At 71.6% G+C, this 23,474-nt stretch carries 3 protein-coding genes; 2 read left to right on the top strand and 1 reads right to left on the bottom strand.

The window, feature by feature from the left end; all coding sequences use genetic code 11:
• Both ACIBK4_RS26115 and ACIBK4_RS26110 read left to right on the top strand, forming a co-directional pair.
• A complete protein-coding gene (locus tag ACIBK4_RS26115) occupies nt 1-21,975 on the top strand; it encodes a non-ribosomal peptide synthase/polyketide synthase (protein WP_398998046.1) in 21,975 nt (7,324 codons plus the stop codon).
• Between the two features lie 85 nt (nt 21,976-22,060).
• A complete protein-coding gene (locus ACIBK4_RS26110; protein WP_398998044.1) occupies nt 22,061-22,270 on the top strand; it encodes an MbtH family protein in 210 nt (69 codons plus the stop codon).
• A gap of 62 nt (nt 22,271-22,332) precedes the next feature.
• Here the strand turns inward: ACIBK4_RS26110 and ACIBK4_RS26105 are convergent, their stop codons facing one another.
• Complete coding sequence (locus ACIBK4_RS26105) at nt 22,333-23,409, bottom strand: iron-siderophore ABC transporter substrate-binding protein (RefSeq protein WP_398998042.1); 1,077 nt, start codon at nt 23,407-23,409, stop codon at nt 22,333-22,335.
• Nucleotides 23,410-23,474: the final 65 nt, after the last annotated feature.

Here is a 23,474-nt window from a genome sequence, read left to right as displayed (position 1 = left end):
GTGGCGGGCAACACGCTTTCTTCGGCACGGGCAACGGCGACGAACGACTTCTGGCGACGGCGGTTCGCGTCACCGGTACCGGAGACGTCCCTGCCGCTGGACTTCCCCCGTCCGCCACGCGGCGAGACCGAGGTGTCCCACGAGCGACGCACGGCCCCCCTCGCCGCGACGGCCGACGAGGCCACCCAACTCACCGCCTTCATCGCCCTGTTGCACCGCTACAGCGGCACGACGGCCACCGAAACGGCGGTCGCCCACGAGGGCCTCCCACTCCGCGTCACGATCGACGGCAACACCCCGTTCGCCCAACTCCGTGAGCAGATCACGGCCGTTCGCGAGGAGTCCGCGGCCCACCACCTCCCGACCGCGGCTCTGCTACGACTCCTCGCCCCCGAACCCTTCCGCGGCGGCGGCCTGTTGTGCGCCACGGGCTTCGGCCCCGCCCCCTGGGACGCGTCCGGCCCCCTTGACCTGGCGCTCACCGTGACCGAGGGGGAGGTGTCGGCGGACTACCGCACCGACCTCTTCTCGCCGGCCACCGTCGACCTGATCCTCGGCCACTACGGCACCCTCCTCTCCGACGCCGTCGCCCGCCCGGACACCCCGGTCGCCGACCTCCAACTCCTCGGCGCGGACGAGCGGCACCGCATCCTGCACGGCTGGAACGACACCGAGCACGACGTGCCCGCGCTCACCTGGCCGCGCATGTTCGCCGACCAGGTCGCCGCCCGCCCGAACGAGATCGCCCTCATCCACGAGGACGTCCGCCTCACCTACGCCGAACTCGACGCCCGTGCGGCCCAGTTGGCGCACGCGTTGGTGGCCCGGGGTGCCGGCCCCGAGCAGGTCGTGGCGCTCGCCGTGCCGCGCTCGGCGGACATGATCGTCGCCGAGGTCGCCGTCCTGAAGTCGGGCGCCGCCTATCTCCCGGTCGACACCGACTACCCGGCCGACCGCATCGCGTACATGCTCGCCGACGCCCGCCCGGTCTGCCTCGTCACCACCGCCGAGATCGCCCCCGACCTCCCGCCGGACCTCGACCCGCTGGTGCTCGACGCCCCGGAGACGGTTGCGGAACTGGCCGCGTACCCCGCTCAAGGTCCGGCCACCGCCGACGAGTTGACGACCGCGCACGCGGCCTACGTGATCTACACCTCGGGCTCCACCGGTCGCCCCAAGGGCACCGTCCTCTCCCACGCGGGCGTCGCGAAACTCGTCGCCACCCAGCAGGAACGCTTCGGCATCGGGCCGCACAGCCGGGTCCTGCAGTTCGCCTCGCCCAGCTTCGACGTCGCGTTCTGGGACCTGTGCCTCGGCCTGCTCTCCGGAGGCCGCCTGGTCGTCGTCCCCGCCGACCGCCGCGTCCCCGGCGCCCCCCTCGCGGACTACGCGAACGAGCACGGCATCACGTTCATGATCCTGCCGCCGGCGTTGCTCGCCGCGATGCCCGAGGACGTCCAACTTCCGCCCGAGGCAACCCTGTTGGCGGGAACCGAGCGCGTCTCGCCCGAACTCGTCGGCCGCTACGCGCGCGGCCGGATGATGTTCAACGCCTACGGCCCGACCGAAGCCACCACCAACTCCACCCTGGGCCTGTGCGACCCGGACACCCCGACCGGCACCATCGTGCCCATCGGCGTCCCCGACCCCGGCACCCGCGCCTATGTCCTCGACGACCGCCTGCGCCCGGTCCCCGCCGGTGTGACGGGAGAGCTCTACCTCGGCGGCGCCGGTCTGGCCCGCGGCTACCTCGGCCGCCCCGCCCTCACCGCCGAACGCTTCGTCGCCGACCCCTTCGGCGCGCCCGGTGAACGCCTTTACCGCACAGGCGACTTGGTGCGCTGGAAGGCGGACGGTCGACTGGAGTTCCACGGCCGCGTCGACACCCAGGTCAAGATCCGCGGCTTCCGCATCGAACCCGGCGAGATCGAATCCGTCCTGCGCTCCCACCCGTCCGTCGACCAGGCCGCCGTCGTCGTCCGCGAGGACCGCCCCGGCGAACGCCGCCTCGCCGCGTACGTAGTGCCCTCGCTGGACGCCGAGGCGACCCCCGACGAGGGGGTGGCGGAATGGAAGGACCTGCACGAACTCCTGTACTCCGCCGCCGGATCGGACGGTTTCGAGGAGAATTTCGCGGGCTGGAACAGCATGTACGACGGGCTGCCCATCCCCCTCGCCGACATGCGCGAGTGGCGCGAGGCGACCCTCGACCGCATCCGCTCGCTACGCCCCCGGCGCATCCTCGAAATCGGCGTCGGCTCCGGCCTGTTGCTGTCCCGGCTCGCCCCGGACTGCGCCGAGTACTGGGGCACCGACCTCTCCGAGGAAGCCGTACGCGCCCTGGACGCCCAGGTGTCCGCCGTCCCCGAACTCGCCGACCGCGTAACGCTGTTGGCCCGCCCCGCGCACGACCTCACCGGTCTGCCCGAGGGCCACTTCGACACGATCGTCGTGAACTCCGTCATCCAGTACTTCCCCGGGGGCGACTACCTCACGGGCATACTCCGTGACGCGGCGGCTCTACTCGCCCCCGGCGGCGCGGTGTTCGTCGGCGACATACGCAACCTGCGACTGCTCCGCACCCTGAGCGCGGCCGTCGAGAGCGGACGGGCACGGGACGCGGCGGACGACGACAAGGAAGCCCTGCGCGCCGCCGTGGACCGGGCCGTCGCCTGGGAGGGCGAACTCCTCGTCGACCCCGACTACTTCACCACCCTCGACGGCCTCACCGCCGACATCCGCGTCAAGCGCGGCACGCATCACAACGAACTGACCCGCTATCGCTACGACGTTGTGCTCCGGCCGCAGGCGGATACGGCCGCGGAGTCACCCGAGTCGCCCTGGCCCGCCCTCGGTTCGGTCCAGGCGCTGGACGAACTGCTTGCCGGGAGCCCGGACTTGCTGCGGATCACCGGGATCCCCAACTCGCGTCTCGCCGACGACCTCGCAGCGCTCGACACCCTCCACGACAGCAGCAGGCCGGCCGCCGGATCGTACGGTGTGGATCCCGAAGCCCTGCACGAGATCGCCGCGCGGCACGGTTACGAGGCGGCACTGACCTGGAACGGGGATGCGGAGGACGGCAGTTTGGACGCCGTGTTCGCACCCGAGGGGGACGGGCGGGCGCTCGTCCGCTACCGCCCCGGCGGCGGTCACCCGCTCACCAACCGCCCCGCGCCCTTCCGCAACGTCAACGCCCTGATGTCGACCCTGCGGACACACGCCACCGAGTACCTGCCCGACTACATGGTCCCGGCCGCGTTCGTGCCGCTGGACCGGCTGCCCGTCACCCCGAGCGGCAAGCTGGACGCCGCCGCGCTGCCCGTCCCGGATCTCACCCGCATGCTGAGTGCGGGCCGGGCGCCCGAGACGGCCCGCGAACAACTGCTGTGCGACCTGTACGCGCGGGCACTCAAGGTGCCCTCGGTCGGTGTCGACGACGACTTCTTCGCGCTCGGCGGCGACAGCATCGTCGCTGTCCAACTCCTCATCCTGGCCCGCCGGGCAGGCCTGGAACTCACCCCGCGTGACGTCTTCCGCTACCGTACGGTCGCCGAACTCGCCACGGTGGCCCGCACGGGCACGGCCGGCGATGTCGACACCACCCCGTGGCAGCCCCTGAGTGAGGAGCAACTCGCCGTCGTGCAGGGCGAGTTCCCCGTGGCCGTCGAGGAGGCGCTGCCCCTCGGACCGCTCCAGGAAGGCTTCTTCTTCCACGCGCTGGTGGACGGCGCCGAACTCGACGCGTACGTCGTCCAGCAGGTCATCGAGCTGTCGGGACCGGTCGACGGCACCCTGCTCCGTGAGGCCGCCCAACGACTCATGGACCGGCACGCCCCGCTGCGCGCCTGCTTCCGCCAGACACCCGACGGCCGCCCGGTCCAGCTCATCGCCACCGGTCTCGAACTGCCGTGGCGCGAGATCGACTTGGCCACGCAGGACGACACCACCGTCCGCCGCGCCCTCGCTGAGGCAGTCGCCGCCGACGAACGCGCCCACCGCTTCGACCTCGCCCACCCGCCGCTGATCCGCTGCGCCCTCATCCGCTTCGGCGAGGACCGCAGCCGCCTGGTCCTGACGTTCCATCACATCGTCGCGGACGGCTGGTCCTTGCCGGTCCTGCACCGCGAACTCCTCGCCCTCTACGGCGAGAACCCGACCCCGCTCCCTGAAGTCGCCCCGTACCGCGGCTACCTCCGCCGCATCGCCGGCGCCGACCGTGAGGCCGCCCGAGCCGCTTGGAGCACCGCGCTCGCCGGGGTCGACGAGCCCACCCGGCTGGTGGAGACCCCGGCGCCCGCCGGACCCGTCGAACCCGCCCAGATCCGCGTCGAGTTGAGCGAGCGGGGCACCTCGCGACTTGCCGCCCGTGCCCGCGAACGCGGAGTCACCCTCGGCACGCTCGTACAGGGTGCCTGGGGTCTGCTCGTCGGTCGTATGACGGGTCGCGAGGACGTGCTGTTCGGTACCACGGTGGCTGGACGTGACGCCGCCGTCGACGGCATCGAGTCGATGATCGGCCTGTTCATCAACACCCTGCCCACCCGCCTGCGTTGGGCTCCGGGGGACACCCTGGGCGGGTTGCTCGACCGGCTCCAGGACGAGCAGAGCGCGCTCCTCGACCATCAGCACCTCGGCCTCGCCGACATCCAGCGCGCCACCGGTCACGCGGGCGACGGTGAACTCTTCGACACCCTCGTGGTGTTCGAGAACTACCCCGGCGGCGAAGGCAGCCCGGGCATCACCGATCCGACCGGCACGATCGCCGTCGCCGGGCACGCCTTCCACGACGCCGTGCACTACCCGCTGGCCCTCATCGTCAAGCCCGGCCGCCGCCTCGACCTGCGCCTCAAGCACCACGCCCGACGCCTCGACGCCGACGCCGTGCAGTCCCTCGCCGACCGGCTCACCCTGATCCTGCACGCGCTGGCGGACGACCCCGGCGCCCGGATCGCCGACCTCGACCTGCTGACTCCGGAAGAGCTGGCGGACGCCCACTCGGCGGGGGAGACGCGGCCGGTTCCGCCCACCACGCTCGCCGCCGCGTTCGCCGCGCAGGTCGCGCGTACTCCGGACGCGACGGCTGTCGTCTTCGACGGTACGACCACGCTCACCTACGCCGAACTAGACGAGCGGGCCGAGGAGTTGGCCGCGCGGCTGCGGGCCAAGGGCGCCGGCCGGGATCGGTTCGTCGCCGTTGCCGTACCCCGCTCGGCGGAGTTGATGGTGGCGCTGCTGGGTGTCCTGAAGTCGGGGGCTGCCTATCTGCCCCTCGACCTGGACTATCCGGCCGAGCGGCTCGCCTACATGCTGGCCGACTCGGGGGCGACGACGGTCGTCACGACGGAACGGGACGCGCACCGGCTGCCGTCGGTCGACGGCCTGGACGTGCTGCACGTGGACGCGGAGGGCGAAGAGGCCCTGTTCGGCGGGGCGTTGGACCCCGCCCGCCCGGACGACCCCGCCTACCTCATCTACACCTCTGGCTCCACCGGCCGCCCCAAGGGCGTCGTCGTCACCCACCGAGCCATCGGCAACCGACTGGCCTGGATGCAGGGCGCATACGAACTCACCCCCGAAGACCGGGTGTTGCAGAAGACCCCGTCCAGCTTCGACGTGAGTGTGTGGGAGTTCTTTTGGGCGCTGTGCGAGGGCGCCGCCGTAGTCCTCGCCGCCCCCGACGGACACCGCGACCCCGCCTATCTGTCCCGCCTGATCCGGGCCGAGGGCATCACGACGATGCACTTCGTGCCCTCGATGCTGGAGGCGTTCCTCGCCTCCGACGAGGTCACCGCCGACCCCGCGTGGGCGGGCAGCCTGCGCCGCGTGTTCAGCAGCGGCGAGGCCCTGTCCGGGTCAGCCGCGCACCGCTGGCACGAGCTGACCGGCGTCCCGCTGCACAACCTCTACGGCCCCACCGAGGCCGCCGTGGACGTGACCTACCACGCCTACGACGGCGCGCCCGGCACCACCGTGCCCATCGGCCGACCCGTGTGGAACACCGGCCTGCGCGTCCTCGACTCCTGCCTGCGCCCCGTGCCGAACGGCGTCCCCGGCGAGCTGTACCTGACCGGCGTCCAGCTGGCCCGCGGCTACCACCGGCGCCCCGCGCTCACCGCCGACCGCTTCGTCGCCGACCCCTACGCCACCGAACCCGGCGCCCGTATGTACCGCACCGGCGACCTGGTGCGCCGCCGCCCCGACGGAACGATCGACTACCTCGGCCGCACCGACCGCCAGGTCAAACTCCGCGGCAATCGGGTCGAACTCGGCGAGATCGAGGCCGAGTTGACGCGAGTGCAGGGTGTGGCACGGGGTGCTGTGGTCATCCGGGACCAGCGCCTCGTCGCCTACGCGGTGCCGACATCCGGAGCCGTGCTCGACCCCGCCGACCTGCGTGCCGCCCTGGCGGACACGCTGCCCGCGCCTCTGGTCCCGGAGGCGTACGTCGTCCTCGACGACCTCCCGCTCACCCCGAGCGGCAAGCTGGACCAGGCCGCGCTGCCCGCCCCCGAGGCCGAACGCGCCGAACGACGTTTGCCCGCAGGGCCGTTGGAGCGGCAGCTCACCGAGATCTTCGCGGCTGTCCTCGGCATCGAGGACGCGGGACCGGACGACGACTTCTTCCGCCTCGGCGGAGACAGCATCAGCTCCATCGGCGTCGCCAGCCGCGCCCGAGCGGCCGGCCTGGACCTGAGCCCGCGCGACGTGTTCACCCACCGCACACCGGCCGCCCTCGCGACGGCCGCCGGCATCGCAACGGCCGCCCCGAGCACCCGCGTTGAGGCCTTCGCCCTCACCGAAGCCGAGCACACCCGCGTCCGCGCCGTCGCCGCCCCGGCGGAGGTCGCCGACGTCTGGCCGCTGGCCCCCCTCCAGGAGGGCCTGTTCTTCCACTCGGCGTACGACGAGGGGGCGTTGGACGTCTACACCGTCCACGAGACCTTCGACTTCACGACCCGCCTGGACACCACCCGGCTGCGCGCCGCCGTCCGCACCCTCCTCGACCGCAACCCCGGCCTGCGCGCGGGTTTCACCAGCGACGGCCTCGACCAGCCGGTGCAGTTCATCGTCGAGGACCCGGAGATCCCCCTCGAAGAGGTCGACCTCTCCCTGCTCCCGGCAGCCGAACAGGACGTACTCCTAACGGAGTTGACGGGCGCCGAACGCAACCGCCGCTTCGACCTCTCCGCACCCCCGCTCTTCCGCCTGCTGCTCCTGCGCCTGGGTGCGGAACGCGGCGACCGGCTCGTCATCGGCCGCCACCTGATCCTCTGGGACGGCTGGTCGGCCTGGCTGTTCCTCGATGAGCTGTTCGCGCTCTACGAGACGGGCGGCGACGCCAACGCCCTGCCCGAGCCCGGCAGTTACCGCGACTACCTGACCTGGCTGGAGGAGCAGGACGACTCGGTCGCCACAGCCGCCTGGCGCACCGCGCTCGCTGGTCTCGACGAACCGACGCTGCTCGCGCCCACCGCCACCGACGGCCTCGAACCGGTCATCCCCGACCAGCTCGACGTACGCCTGTCCGCCGAACTCGGCGACCGGCTGCGCGAGTTGGCCCCGACCCACGGCCTGACCCTCAACACGATCCTCAACGCGGCCTGGGGACTCACCCTCGCCTCCGCGACCGGCCGCGCCGACGTCGTGTTCGGCACGACCGTCGCCGGCCGGCCGAGCGAGGTCCCGGACGTCGGCAACATCATCGGCCTGTTCCTCAACACCGTGCCGACACGTATCGCCCTCGACCCCGCCGAACCGGTCATCGACCTGCTCCACCGCGTCCAGGGCGAACGCCTCGACCTCATGCCCTACGAGCACTTGAGCCTCGGCGTGCTCCAGGCCGAGACCGGCCACCGCAAGCTCTTCGACACGCTGTTCGTGCTCCGCAACAACGACACCGAGGAACGGCTCGCCGCCCTGAAGACCCGGCACGGCGCCACGGCCGTCGCCAACGTCGACGCCACGCACTACCCGGCCAACCTCGTCATCACCCCGGGCCGCGAGATCGCCGTCACCCTCACCCACCGCCCCGACCTCGTCCCAACCGACCGAGCCCAAGCCCTCCTTGACCGCTTCGCCCTGCTCGTCGACCGCCTCACCGCTGACCTCACGGCCCCGGTCGGCTCCCTCGACCCGCTCCTGCCTGCCGAACACGCGGCGCTACGGCGGGAGTCGGCGGCCAGTCGTGTCCCCGACCCCGAGGACACCATCGCCGACCTGCTGGCCGCGCAGGCGGAACGCACCCCGGACGAGCGCGCCCTCGTCTTCGGCGAGCGCAGCATGACGTACGCCGAACTCGACGCCGCCGTAAACCGGTTGGCTCGGCTGCTGATCGACCGGGGCGCGGGCCCCGAGAAGGTCGTGGCCCTCGCCCTGCCGCGTTCTCTCGACATGGTGGTCGCCCTCTTCGCGGTCCTGCGCACCGGAGCGGCTTACCTCCCCCTGGAGTTGGACCACCCGGCCGACCGCCTCTCCCTGATGCTGGCCGACGCCCGCCCGCTCCTGCTGCTCAGCACCTCGGCCGTATCGGCCACGCTGGACGGCGAGATGGACCGCGTCCTGCTCGACACCTCAGAGATCAAGGGGGAGTTGGCAGCCCTGTCGGACGCTCCGGTCCGGCTCCGCTTCAGCCTCGAACACCCTGCCTACGTCATCTACACCTCCGGCTCCACCGGCCGCCCCAAGGGCGTCGTCACCCCCTACCGGGGCCTGACGAACATGCAGTTGAACCACCAGAAGGAGATCTTCGAGCCCGCCATCGCCTCCGCAGGCGGCCGACGGCTGCGCATCGCGCACACCGTGTCCTTCGCCTTTGACATGTCATGGGAAGAGCTGCTCTGGCTGGTCGAGGGCCACGAAGTGCACGTCTGCGACGAGGAGTTGAGGCGTGATGCCGAAGCCCTGGTCGCCTACTGCGAACGGCACCGCGTCGACGTCGTCAACGTCACGCCCACCTACGCCCGACTCCTCATCGAGCAGGGCCTGTTGGAGGGTCATGTCCCGCCGCTCGTCCTGCTCGGCGGCGAGGCCGTTCCCGAGACGGTGTGGACGGCACTGCGCGACACCGAGGGGACGTACGGCTACAACCTGTACGGGCCGACCGAGTACACCATCAACACCCTCGGCGGCGGCACCCTCGACAGCGACACCCCCACCGTCGGCAAGCCCATCCGCGGCACCCGCGCCCACATCCTCGACGCCTGGCTGCGCCCGGTGCCCGACGGTGTCCCCGGGGAGCTGTACATCGCCGGAATCGGCCTGGCCCGCGGCTACTTGGACCGCCCCGCGCTGACCGCCGAACGCTTCGTCGCCGACCCGTTCGGTGAACCCGGCGAACGCATGTACCGCACGGGCGACTTGGTGCGCCGCAACCCCGACGGCAACCTCGACTTCCTCGGCCGCACCGACGACCAGGTCAAGATCCGGGGGTACCGCATCGAGCCCGGCGAGATCGAAACCGCCCTGAGTCGCCACCCGTTGGTCGCCCAGGCCGCCGTCGTCGTCCGCGACGAACGCCTCGTCGGCTACGTCGTCCCCTCCGGCGCCGACTCGGCCGAACGCACCGCCGCCGAGGCCGCACAGGTGGGGGAGTGGCAGGAGATCTACTCGGACGAGTACGAGGAGATCGGTACCGCTGTCTTCACCGAGCAGTACGACGGCTGGGACAGCTCCTACGACGGACAGCCTATTCCCTTCGAGGAGATGCACGAGTGGCGCGAGGCCACCCTCGCCCGCATCGGCTCCCTCAAGCCCCGCCGTATCCTCGAAATCGGCGTCGGATCAGGCCTGTTGCTGTCCCGGCTCGCCCCGGACGCGGAGGCGTACTGGGCAACTGACTTCGCCGCGCCCGTCATTCGCAAGATCGGCGAGGAAGTACGGCGCGACCCCGCCCTCGCCTCCAAGGTCGAACTGCGCTGCCGCCCGGCCGAGGACCTGAGCGGTCTGCCGTTCGCCTACTTCGACACGATCGTCATCAACTCCGTCATCCAGTACTTCCCGAGCATCGACCACCTGACCGCCGTCCTGCACGGCGCGATGGAACTCCTCGCGCCCGGCGGTGCCCTGTTCGTCGGCGACGTCCGCAACCTGCGGCTCGCCGGCACCTTCCACACCGAGATCCAGCGCACCCGGGGCACCGCCGAGGCGGACCTGGAGCGGGCGGTGGAACGCGGCCTGCGCCTGGAGAAGGAACTCCTCGTAGACCCCGACTACTTCACCACCCTTGGCTACGGCGTCGACCTGCGCACCAAGCGCGCCCACCACCACAACGAGCTGTCCCGGCACCGCTACGACGTCGTCCTCTACGCCGACGAGCCGGACGTACGCCTGGAAAGCATCCCGTCCGTCGACTGGGCCACCGGCAACACCATCGGCGAACTCCTGCGCGGCGACTGGTCGTCGGCCGAGGCGATCGGCCAACTCCTCGCCGGGAACTGGTCCGCGACCGGTGTGACCGGTGAACGCCCGCGCGGCGAACGCCCCGAGGCACTCCGCTTCACCGGCATCCCCGACGGCCGTACGACCGAGACGGGCGTCGACCCCGAGCACCTCCACGAACTCGGTACGACGGCCGGATACCGGGTGCTGACCACCTGGTCGGAGCAGGAGGGCACATACGACGCCGTCTTCCTGAAGTCCGACGAACTCCGCCTGACCGGCGGCCTGTTCAAGCCCGGCGGCGGCACCCATCCCTACGCCAACGACCCCACCGCCGCCCGCGAGGCGAGCGCGTTGGTACGACGGCTGCGCGAGGACCTGGGCCGTGAACTGCCCGACTACATGGTCCCGTCCGCCTTCGTCACCGTCGACGGCCTGCCCATGAACGCCAACGGCAAGCTTGACGTCCGCGCCCTGCCCGACGCCGAACCCGCCGTCGCCCTCGGCGGCGGACGCGGCCCGCGTACCCCGCAGGAAGAGGTGCTCTGCCGCCTGTTCGCCGAGGTGTTGGGTCTGCCGGAGGTCGGCGCCGAGGACAACTTCTTCGACCTGGGCGGCCATTCACTCCTCGCCACCCGACTCGTCAGCCGCGCCCGCACCGAACTCGGCGCCGAACTCGCCATCCGTGACCTCTTCGAGGCCCCCACCTCGGCGCTGCTCGCGGGCCGCGCCGACCAGGCGAGCCCCGCCCGCCCTGCGGTGACCCCGGTCGCTGATCGACCCGAGCGCATCCCGCTGTCGGCCGCACAGCGACGGCTGTTGCTCGTCGAGGAGATCACCGGCAGCGGAGTCGCCTACAACTTCCCGCTGGTCTTCCGGCTGCGCGGCACCCTCGACACCGACGCGCTGGCCGTCGCGCTGAGGGATGTCGCCGGCCGCCACGAGGCACTGCGGACGGTGTTCCCGACGTACGAGGGCGAGCCGTATCAGCGGATCGTCCCGGTCGAAGAGGTGGCCGTGGCCTTCACGGTTCTCGACTGCGCGGAGGACGAACTGCCCGCGCTGATCGAGTCCGCCCAGCGTCGCCCCTTCGACCTCGCCATCGAACTCCCGCTGCGTTGTGAGGTGTTCAGGCTCGGCGCGGACGAGCACGTCGTCGCCGTCGTCCTGCACCACATCACGACGGACGAGTGGTCCGACCGCCCCTTCCTCGCCGACCTCGACACCGCGTACGCGGCCCGCCGCGAGGGACGGGCGCCCGAGTGGGCCCCGCTGCCGGTGCAGTACGCCGACTACACCCTCTGGCAGGACGACCTCCTCGCCCGCACCGGCGAGGCCCAACTCGCCCACTGGGCCGACGCGTTGCGGGGCCTGCCCGACGAACTCGCCCTGCCCGCAGACCGCCCCCGTCCCGCCGAACCGACCGGTCACGGCGGCAAGATCCGCCTGGAACTCCCCACCGCCACCGGCCACGCCCTGCGTGACCTCTCCGGCGCGACCGGTACCAGCATGTTCATGGTGTTCCAGGCGGCCACCGCCGCCCTGCTGAACCGGCTGGGCGCAGGCGAGGACATCCCGCTCGGCGCCCCCATCGCGGGCCGCACCGACGAGGCCCTCGCCGACCTGGTGGGCTTCTTCGTCAACACGCTGGTGCTGCGCACCGATGTGTCCGGCGACGAGCTGACATTCCGCGAACTCCTGGGCCGGGTAAGGGAGTCGTCCCTCGCCGCCTTCGAGTACCAGGACCTGCCCTTCGACAGGGTGGTGGAGGACCTCAACCCGCCCCGCGTGGCCGGCCGCAACCCTCTCTTCCAGGTCATGCTCGGCTACCACCACCGCCCCGAGGGCGACCCGGACGTGCTCGGCCTCGCGACCGAGTGGTTCGACATGGACACCGGCATGGCGAAGTTCGACCTGCACTTCACCTTCGTCGACGAGACGGGCAGCGACCGCGTGGTCCTGCTGCTGGAGTACGCGACCGACCTCTTCGACGCGTCGACCGCCGAGCGAATCGCCGGTCACATGGCACGCCTGTTGGATCACGCGGCGACCCAACCCGACCGCGCGGTAAGGGACTTCGACCTCCTGGAGGACGCCGAACGATCCCTGGTCCTCGGGGAGTGGAACGCCACCGAGCACCCCGTTCCGTCCACCACCCTCCCGGAGCTCTTCCGCGCCCAGGTCGCCCGCACCCCCGACGCGACGGCCCTCGTCTTCGAGGGGCAGCAGCTGACGTATGCGGAGCTGGACGTCCAAGTGGAGCGCACGGCAAGGGTGTTGGCCGGGCTCGGCGCAGGCCCCGAGCAGACCGTGGCCGTAGCGCTCCCGCGCTCACTTGAACTCGTCGTCGCCCTCCTCGCCGTCCATCGCGCCGGAGCCGCCTATCTCCCGCTCGACCCCGACTACCCGGAGGACCGCCTCGCCCTGATGGTCGAGGACGCCCGCCCGGTGTACGTCATCCGCGACACCCTGCCGACCGGCCCCGAGGGTCAACTCCCCACGTCCTACGACCCGTCGAGCCCGGCCTACGTCATCTACACTTCCGGTTCGACTGGCCGCCCCAAGGGCGTCGTCGTCCCGCACGAGGGCATCGTCAACCGGCTGCTGTGGATGCAGGACGCGTACGGACTGACGGCCGGCGACCGGGTGCTGCAGAAGACGCCGTCCAGTTTCGACGTGTCGGTGTGGGAGTTCTTCTGGCCGCTGATCACCGGCGCCGCGCTGGTGGTCGCCCGGCCCGAAGGCCACCGCGACCCGGCCTACTTGGCCCGTCTGATCCGCGAACAGGACGTCACCACCGTCCACTTCGTGCCCTCCATGCTCCAACTCTTCCTGGAGGAGCCCTCGGTAGCGGACTGCACCGGCCTGCGCCGCGTGGTGTGCAGCGGCGAGGCCCTGCCCGTCGCCCTCACCCACCGCTTCCACGACATCTTGACCACCGCCGAACTCCACAATCTCTACGGCCCGACCGAGGCGTCGGTCGACGTCACGGCCGTGCGGATCGCACCGGACGCGACGAGCGTTCCGATCGGCCGCCCGGTCTGGAACACCCGCACCTACGTCCTCGACGCCGGCCTGCGCCCCGTACCGCCGGGCGTCCCGGGCGAGTTGTACCTCGCGGGCATCCAGCTCGCGCGCGGCTACCTCGACCGTCCCGGCCTGACCGCCGAGCGCTTCGTCGCCGACCCGTACGGCGCTCCCGGCACCCGCATGTACCGCACCGGCGACCTGGCCCGCTGGAACACCGACGGGACCATCGAGTACCTGGGCCGCACCGACGACCAGGTGAAGGTACGCGGCTTCCGCGTCGAACCCGGCGAGATCGAGGGCGTGTTGACGGCGCACCCGTCCGTCACGCACGCGGTGGTCGTGGTTCGGGAGCAGCGCCTGGTGGCGTACGTGGTCCCGGCCGGGGACGGCGGACTGGTGAGCGTGGGGGCAACGCGCGCCCGCGCAGCCGTATCGGGATCGCTCGACGTGACGGCACTCCGCGCCCACGTCTCCGCTGCCCTCCCCGCCCACATGGTCCCGGCCGTCTTCGTCGCGCTCGACGCGCTGCCCCTCACCCCCAACGGCAAGCTCGACCGCGCCGCCCTGCCCGCCCCCGACTTCACGAGCAACATCGCCACTGACACCGGCACTTCGCCCCGCAACCCGCGCGAGGAGATCCTCGCCGGACTCTTCGGCGACGTCCTCGGCCTCGAACGGGTGGGCGTCGACGGCGACTTCTTCGCGCTTGGCGGTCACTCCTTGCTCGCCATGCGCCTGGTGAGCCGCGTCCGCACGGTGCTCGGCGCCGACCTCACCGTCCGCACCGTCTTTGAGGCGTCCACCCCCGCACTCCTCGCGGCCCGCCTCGACGACCGGGCCGGCGGACTCCCCGCCCTCGTCCCCGCCGACCGCCCCGCCGAACTCCCGCTCTCCTACGCCCAACAGCGACTGTGGCTGCTGCACCGCATCGAGGGCCCGGGAGGCACCTACAACATCCCGGCCGCCTGGCGACTCACCGGCTCACTCGACCGGGACGCCCTGTCCGCAGCCCTGAACGACCTCGCCGTACGACACGAAAGCCTGCGCACGGTCTTCCCCGAACGGGACGGCCGCCCCCACCAGGTCGTGCTCGACGCGGCCACCGTGCCCCTCCACCACAGCCGCGTCACGGAGACCGAACTGGCCGCCGGGCTCGCCGAGACCGCCGCGTGCGGCTTCGACATCGACCGCGAACTCCCGCTGCGGGCCCATGTGTTCGAGGTAGGGCAAGACGAACACGTTCTGCTGCTCGTCCTGCACCACATCGCCGGCGACCAGTGGTCCGACGGCCCGTTGTGGCGCGACCTGGCCACCGCGTACGCGGCCCGCTGTAAGGGACGGGCGCCCGAGTGGGCACCGCTGCCCGCGCAGTACGGCGACTACGCCCTCTGGCACCGCGAGGCACTCGGCGACCCCGACGACCCGGACAGCCGCCAGTCCCGCCAACTGGCGTACTGGCAAACCGCCTTGGCGGGCCTCCCGGACGAACTCGCGCTGCCCACCGACCGACCTCGCCCGCTGGAGAGCAGTCACCAGGGCGGAGCTGTCGGGCTGACCCTAGACCGGGAACGGACCGGAAAGCTGAGCGCGTTGGCCCGTCGCCACGGCGTCAGTATGTTCATGGTCACCCAGGCCGCCGTTGCCGCGCTTCTGCACCGGCTCGGCGCCGGGTCCGACATCCCGCTCGGCGCACCGATCTCCGGACGGGGCGACGAACACCTCGAAGACTTGGTCGGGTTCTTCGTCAACACCCTTGTCCTGCGCACCGATCTGTCCGGCGACCCCACGTTCGCCGACCTGCTCGCCCGCGTCCGGGACACCGACCTCGCCGCCTACGAGCACCAGGACCTGCCCTTCGAGCGGCTGGTCGAGGCGATCAACCCGGCCCGCTCGCTGGCCCGGCACCCGCTGTTCCAGGTGATGGTCGTCCACCTCGACGACGAGGGCGCCACCCCCGCCCTGCCCGGCCTGACCGCTCGCCGTGAGGAACTGGGCCAGCAGGGCGCCAAGTTCGACCTCAGCTTCGACTTCGTCGAGCAGAGCGAGAACGGTATGCGGTGCTGGATCGAGTACAGCGCCGACCTCTTCGACGAGTCCACCGCCGAACTCCTCGCCCAGCGGCTTGAGTTGCTGTTCGCTCAGATCGCCACGGACCCCGACCGCCGTATCGGCGCACTCGATGTCCTGCGCGACGACGAACGCGCCCTCGTCCTCACCGACTGGAACAACACCGCCCGCACCGTCCCCGACCTGACCCTCCCGGAACTGTTCCGTGCCCAGGTGGCCCGCACTCCCGACGCCACGGCGGTCGTCTTCGAGGACACCGCCCTCACCTATGCCGAACTCGACCTGCGGGTAGAGCAGTTGGCACACACGCTAGCCGCGCAGGGAGCCCAGGCCGAGGCGCTCGTCGCCGTCGCCCTGCCCCGCTCCCTCGCCCTCGTGGTGTCGCTCCTCGCGGTCCACCGCGCGGGCGCCGCCTATCTGCCCCTCGACACCGGCTATCCGGCGGAACGGCTCGCGTACACGCTCGCCGACGCCCGCCCGGTCTGCCTGATCACCGCCGAGGGCGTCGCCCTCCCGGACACCGATGTACCCACGCTCACAGTCGACGCGGACGGCACCCCGGACCACCCGGCGCACGCACCGCTGCCCACCGCCCACGACCCGCGCCACCCCGCCTACGTCATCTACACCTCCGGCTCCACCGGCCGCCCCAAGGGCGTCACCGTCCCCCACCAAGGCATCACCAACCGCCTGTTGTGGATGCAGGACGCCTACCGTCTCGACGCCGACGACCGGGTGCTCCAGAAGACCCCGGCCGGGTTCGACGTGTCCGTGTGGGAGTTCTTCTGGCCGCTGATCACCGGCGCCACCCTCGTCGTGGCTCGTCCGGAGGGGCATCAGGACCCGGTCTACCTCGCCGAGCTGATTCAGCGTCAGCACATCACCACGGCCCACTTCGTGCCGTCGATGCTGCGCGCCTTCCTCGACGAGCCGGCCGCCGCCCGCTGCACCGATCTGCTCCAAGTGATGTGCAGCGGCGAGGCGTTGCCCGCCCCGCTGGCAGCCCGCTTCCACCAGGTCCTCCCGGGCAGCCGCCTGTACAACCTCTACGGCCCGACCGAGGCATCCGTCGACGTCACCGCCCACGAGGTCCCCGCCGACCCGGCCACCGTGCCGATCGGGCGCCCGGTGTGGAACACCCGCACCTACGTCCTCGACGCCGGACTCCGGCCCGTACCGCCCGGTGTGGCTGGCGAACTGTATCTGGCGGGCGTCCAGTTGGCGCGCGGCTACCTGGGCCGGTCCGCCCTGACCGCCGAACGCTTCGTCGCCGACCCGTACGCCATCGAGCCCGGTGCCCGCATGTACCGCACCGGCGACCTGGCCCGCTGGACCCTGGACGGCGAACTCGAATACCTCGGCCGCGCCGACGACCAGGTCAAACTGCGCGGCTTCCGTATCGAACTCGGCGAGATCGAGAGCGTGTTGGCCGCCCACGAGAGCGTCGCGCACGCCACGGTCGTCCTGCGGGACGAACGCCTCGTCGCGTACGTCGTGGCGGAGGACACTGTGGACCCGGCTCAACTCCGCGCCCACACTGCTCAGTTGCTGCCCGACCACATGGTCCCGGCTGCCGTCGTCACCCTCGACGCCCTCCCGCTCACCCCCAACGGCAAGCTCGACCGCCGTGCCCTGCCCGCCCCCGACTTCGCCGCCGAAGTCACCGACACACGGCCGCGCACACCGCTGGAGGAGACTCTCTGCGCCCTCGTCGCGGACGTGCTCGGTCTCGAACGCGTCGGTGTCGAGGACGACTTCTTCTCACTCGGCGGCGACAGCATCGTCGCCATGCAGCTGGTTGCCCGCGCCCGCGCGGCCGGGCTCACCTTCAGCCCGCGTGACGTGTTCCGCCACAAGTCGGCGGCGGGGCTCGCCACGGTCACCGCCACCACGGTCGCCGCCGACCGCGACGACGACGTGATCCTGCTCGACCTCACCGCCGACGAGCGCGCCGAACTGGCCGCCCTGCCCGCCGGAACCGAGGTCCTGTCCGTCTCCCCGCTCCAGGCCGGCCTGCTCTTCCACGCAGCCCTCGACTCCGGCGACGACGGACCGGACGTGTACACCGTCCAGGTCTCCTACGACCTCGAAGGCCCGCTGGACGCCGACCGGTTGCACAGCGCGGCCCAGTCCGTGCTCGACGCGCACGAGAACCTGCGCAGCGGCTTCCGGCACCTCTCCTCCGGACGACCCGTGGCCGTCGTACCGCGCACGGCCGTTCTGCCCTGGCGGCAGCTCGACCTGAGCGACGACCCGGAGGAGTGGGAGCGACTGCTCGTTCAGGAGCGGCGCCGCTTCGACCCCGAACGGCCGCCGCTGCTCCGGTTGTTGCTGGCCCGGCTCGGGCCGGACCGGCACCGGCTCGTGCTCTCGCACCAGCATCTCCTGCTGGACGGCTGGTCGTTGCCGCTGCTCACCGCCGAACTGTGGGCGCGCTACGAGGGCCGTACCCCGGCCGCGCCCGCTCCGTACCGCGCGCACCTGCGGCTGTTGGCCGCGCAGGACCCGGCCGTCTCCGCCGCCGCGTGGGCCGAGGCCCTCGGCGGGCTGGCCGAGCCGACACGGCTCGCGCCCGGCGACCCCGACCGGGCGGCCGTCGTACCGTCCACCCACACCGTGGAGTTGGACCCGGACCGCACGGCTGAACTGGAGGCGTTCGCGCGCCGCCAGGGCGTCACCGTCAACACCCTTGTCCAGGCCGCCTGGGGCGTGCTCCTCGGGCGGCTCACCGGCCGGGACGACGTGGTGTTCGGTGCCACCGTCGCCGGGCGTTCGCCCGAACTGCCCGGCGCAGAGTCGATGATCGGTCTGTTCATCAACACCGTTCCGGTACGGGTGCGGGTCCGCCCGGAGGAGAGCACCGCCGCGCTCCTCGACCGGCTCCAGGACGAGCAGTCCCGGCTCATCGCCCACCAGCACCTCGGCCTCGCCGACATCCAGCGGGCCGCCGGACTGGGCGAACTCTTCGACACACTCGTGGTGTTCGAGTCGTACCCGGTCGCGGACGAGGAAGAGGGCGGCGACGGGCCGCGCGTCACCGTCCGCGACCACGAGGACTCCACCCACTACCCGTTCGCGTGGGCGGTCGAGCCCGCCGAACGGCTGCGGCTCACCGCCGAGTTCAGGCCCGACCTCTTCCAACCGGCCGTCGTGCGACGGATCACGGACGCCCTGACGGCCCTGCTGACCGGCATGGCGGCCGAGCCCGACCGTCCCGTCGGCCGTCTCGACCTGCTCGCTCCCGCCGAGCGGCACACCGTTGTGGAGACCTGGAACGACACCGCACTGCCCGCGCCGGAGACCGAACGCCTCGGCACCGTACCGGAGTTGTTCGTCGCACAGGCCGCCGCCGACCCCGGCGCGGTCGCCGTCACCGACGGCCGGACGACCTGGACGTTCGCGGAACTCGACGCCCGCACCGACCAGTTGGCGCGCATCCTCGCCGGCCACGGCGTCGGACCCGAGCGGATCGTAGCTCTCGCGCTGCCCCGCACCGCCGACCACATCGCCGCGATCCTCGCCGTGATGAAGGCGGGCGCCGCCTATCTGCCCCTCGACCCGGACCTGCCCGAGTCCCGCCTCACCGGCATGCTCGACGACGCCCGCCCGGTGCTGATCCTGGCCACGGACGAGACGGCCGCCACGCTGCCCCCAACCACCGTCCCCGTCCTACGACTTGACGCGCCGGCCGACGGACTCCCGGAGGCCGAACCCGTCGCCCCCGGCCCTGACCACCCCGCCTACGTCATCTACACCTCCGGATCCACCGGCCGTCCCAAGGGCGTCGTCGTCACCCAGCGAGGCATCGCCAACCTCTTCCACAGTCACCGCCACGATCTGCACGAGGTTGCCAAGCAGCGCACCGGACTTCGGCGGCTGCGCGTCGGGCACGCCTGGTCGTTCTCCTTCGACGCCTCCTGGCAACCGCAGTTGTGGCTGCTGGACGGACACGCGCTGCACATCGCCGATGACGAGACCCGGCGCGACCCCGAACTCCTCGCCGCCTTCATCCGCGACCGGGGCATCGACTTCATCGAGGTCACCCCGTCGCTCCTCGCGCAGATGGCGGACAGCGGCCTGATCGGAGACGAGGGCGACTGCCCGCTCTCCGTGGTCGGCTTCGGCGGCGAGGCCGTACCCGAGTCCCTGTGGGCCCGGCTGGCCGCATTGCAGGACACCGAGGCGTTCAACCTCTACGGCCCCACCGAGGCCACCGTCGACGCCCTCGTCGGCAGGGTCCGTGACAGCGCCACCCCAGTCGTCGGACGGCCGGTTCACGAGTCGCGTGCCTACGTCCTCGACACTGCCCTGCGCCCCGTACCGCCGGGCGTCACAGGGGAGTTGTACCTGTCGGGACCCGGTCTGGCACGTGGCTACCTCGGCCGGCCCGAACTCACCGCCGAGCGTTTCGTCGCCGACCCGTACGCCGCCAAGCCCGGCGAGCGCATGTACCGCACCGGTGACATGGCCCGCTGGACCGAGGATGGTCTGCTGGAGTTCGCCGGCCGTACCGACGACCAGGTCAAGATCCGCGGCTACCGCATCGAACTCGCCGAGATCGAGGCCGCGTTGGACACCCACCCGGCCGTCACCCAGACCGTGGTCGTCGCGCGCGAACACCGTCCCGGCATACGGCAGTTGATCGCCTACGCGGTCGCCGACGGGACGGACGGGGCCGCTCTCCGGGCCCACGCCGCCTCCGTACTGCCCGACTACATGGTCCCGGCCGCCGTGGTCGTCCTCGACCGGCTGCCGCTGCTGTCCAACGGCAAACTCGACCGATCCGCCCTGCCCGCACCGGACTTCACCACACAGGGCGGCGGCCGGGCCCCTTCGAGCGACACCGAGCGCACCCTCCGCGACCTGTTCGCGGACGCCCTCGGGCTGCCCGCCGAGGCCATCGGCACGGACGACGACTTCTTCACCTTCGGCGGTGACAGCATCGTCGCCATGCAACTGGTCGCCCGGGCCCGCGCCGGTGGGTTGCGGGTCACGCCCCGGCAAGTCTTCCAGCACCGAACTGTCGCCGCCCTGGCGGCTGTTGCCGTCCCGCTCGGCACCGACGAGCGGCACGCGGTCCACGACGACGGCACCGGCACCGTCCCGCTCACCCCGATCATGCGCGGGCTCCTGGAGCGCGGCGGCCCCATCGCCGCCTACCACCAGGCGGCCCTGGTCCAGACTCCGGCCGACCTGACCGAACCCGGCCTGCTGACCGTGCTCACGGCACTCGCCGCCCGGCACGACATGCTGCGGGCCCAACTCGTCCGCGAACCCGAGTGGTTGCTCCGGGTACCGGCGGCACGGGACACCGACAACAACACCTGGCTCTCCCGCGTCAACGTACGTGGGGCCGACGAGGACGCACTGCGCGCCGCCATCTCCCGCCACGCCGAGACGGCCCGGGCCGGGCTCGACCCGGACGCCGGGGCGATGGTGCGGGCGGTCTGGTTCGACGCCGGACCCGGGCAGCCGGGCCGACTCCTCATCCTGGTCCACCACTTGGTGATCGACGGCGTTTCCTGGCGCGTCCTGCTCCCCGACCTGGCCACCGCCTGGGCGGCGGTCAGGGGCGGCCGTTCTCCCGAACTCGCCCCGGTGGAGCTGTCGTTCGCCCGCTGGTCCCGGCTCCTCGGGACCCGTGCCGTCGACCCCGCCACCGAGGACGAGCTGCCATGGTGGACCTCGGCCCTCGCTGAAGGCGCCGAACTCCCGCTGGCCCGCCCGCTAGACCCGGCCCGGGACACGGTCGCCACCACCCGGTACGTCTCCGTATCCCTGCCCGCCGATGTCACCGGCCCGCTGCTGAGCCGGGCCCCGGCCGCCTTCGGAGCGACGGTCAACGACGTCCTGCTCACCGCGTTCGCACTGGCAGTCGGTGACTGGCGCGCCCGCACCCTGGGTGCCGAACAGCAGAGCGGGGGACCGGTGTTGGTGGACGTCGAAGGCCACGGACGCGAGGAGCAACTCGCGGGTGACGCCGACCTGTCCCGTACGGTCGGCTGGTTCACCAGTGTCGTGCCCGTGCGACTCGACCCGGGCGAGGCCGAGTTGGCGGACGTTGTCGCGGACGGGCCCGCGCTGGACGCGGCCCTGGCCCGGGTCCGCGAGCACCTCGCCGCACTGCCCACCGCCGGCATCGGACACGGCCTGCTGCGCCACCTCAACCCCGGGACCGGCCCGTGGCTCACCCAACTCGGCGAGCCGCAGATCGAGTTCAACTACATGGGCCGCTTCGACCGCCCGGCGGCAGCCGACTGGTCCTACGCCCCCGAGGACGACGCCGCCGACCTCGACGCCGACCCCGGCCAGCCGATGTCCCACGCCCTGACCCTCAACGCCATCACCGAAGACCGCCCCGAGGGACCGGAGTTGAACGCCCACTGGGCGTACGCCGCCGAACTCCTCACCGAGGAACAGGTACGGGACCTGGCCGACACCTGGTTCCGGGCGCTGGAAGCGGTCGTACGACGTGCGGCCGTACTCAATAAGCCGTGACCAGCCCTGACCTGGCGCCGAACCAGCCCTGACCGCACCCCACTTACCCACCCCGACCGCATCAGAGAGGCAAGGAACCCCCGACATGAGCAACCCGTTCGAGAACCCCGAAGGCGTCTACTCCGTCCTCGTCAACGACGAGGGCCAGCACAGCCTTTGGCCCGACTTCGTGGACGTACCGGCGGGCTGGACGGTCGCGCACGGACCGGCCGCGCGGCAGGAGTGCCTCGACCACATCGAGGCCAACTGGACGGACATGAGGCCGAAGAGCCTGGTCGAGGTCGACGGGGTCTGAGCACACGAAAGGGGGGCGGGTCCGAACTACCTCGGACCCGCCCCCCTTTCACGTTCCCGGTGTCAGGAGGCCGGCTGCTCCACCTTCGTCGAGGTCTTGCCGTCCACCGCCGCCGCGAGCTGCGGGACGAGACGGTCGAGGACGTACGGGATGCTCAACACCGTGGACAGGGATACCGCGTTGCCGTAGTCGCTGGTCTCCTTGATGAAGACCTCGCGGCCCTGCTTCACCACGTTCAGGTCGCCGTAGATCTTGTCGCTGTGCAGCTTGGTGACGGCCGTGGTGGTGTCCGGGACGATCCACACGGCGACCTTCTGGTTGAGGAGGTCGTAGCGCTCCTTGCTGATGTTCGCGCCGAACGTGTCACCGATGACCTTGTCGAGGTCCTTCGGCAGCGTGAAGCCCAGGTCCGAGAGGAGGCGGGAGCGCGGGTCCTGGCTGCCGTAGACGAACACGCCCTCGTACGGGGTGGCCATGACGGCCGACGTGCCGGCGAACGCCGGGTTGGCCTTCTTGGCCGCGTCGAACTTCGCCTGGACGCCCGACACCAGGGTCTTGGCCTCGTCGGCCTTGCCGAGCGCCTTGCCGATCTCCTCGGTCTGCTGCTGCCACGGCACGCCGTAGTCGTTGTAGGCCTTCGGCTGGGCGACGACCGGCGCGAACTGCGACAGGCTCTGGTACTGCGCCTTCGTCAGGCCGGAGTAGACGGCGAGGATCAGATCGGGCTTGAGGGCGGCGATCTTCTCCACCTGCGGGCCGGTGCCGGTGTCCTTGAGGACGGTCGGCGCCGGTGAACTCCCCAGCTTGTCCTTGGCCCATGGACCGATCGCGCCCTTGTAGCCGCCGAGCCACTCGGTCGTGCCGACCGGCACCTTGCCCAGGGCGAGGACCGCGTCCTGGTCGGTCAGACCGACGGTGACGATGCGCTTGGGCTCGGACTTGATCGTCGTACTGCCGAACTTGTGGGCGATCGTCACGGGGAACGCGTCCGCGGAGGCCTTTGCCTCAGCCCCCGACGTGCTCGAACTGGACGACGTGGAGTCGGAGTTGGAGGAACCGCAGCCGACCGCCGTGACGGCCAGCAGGAGTACGGAGGCGAGCAGGCCGGACAGCCGTGAAGCTCTGGTGGCGCGGGGCATCGGGTGATCCTTCTGTTCGTCGCGGTGGGTTCGGCGGGGGGTGACAGGTCTGGGGGAGGTCGAAG

Source organism: Streptomyces sp. NPDC050528, assembly GCF_044457795.1.
GTDB lineage: Bacteria > Actinomycetota > Actinomycetes > Streptomycetales > Streptomycetaceae > Streptomyces.
Note: the sequence above shows the minus strand (reverse complement) of the source record. Positions and strands in the feature narration are given on the sequence as shown.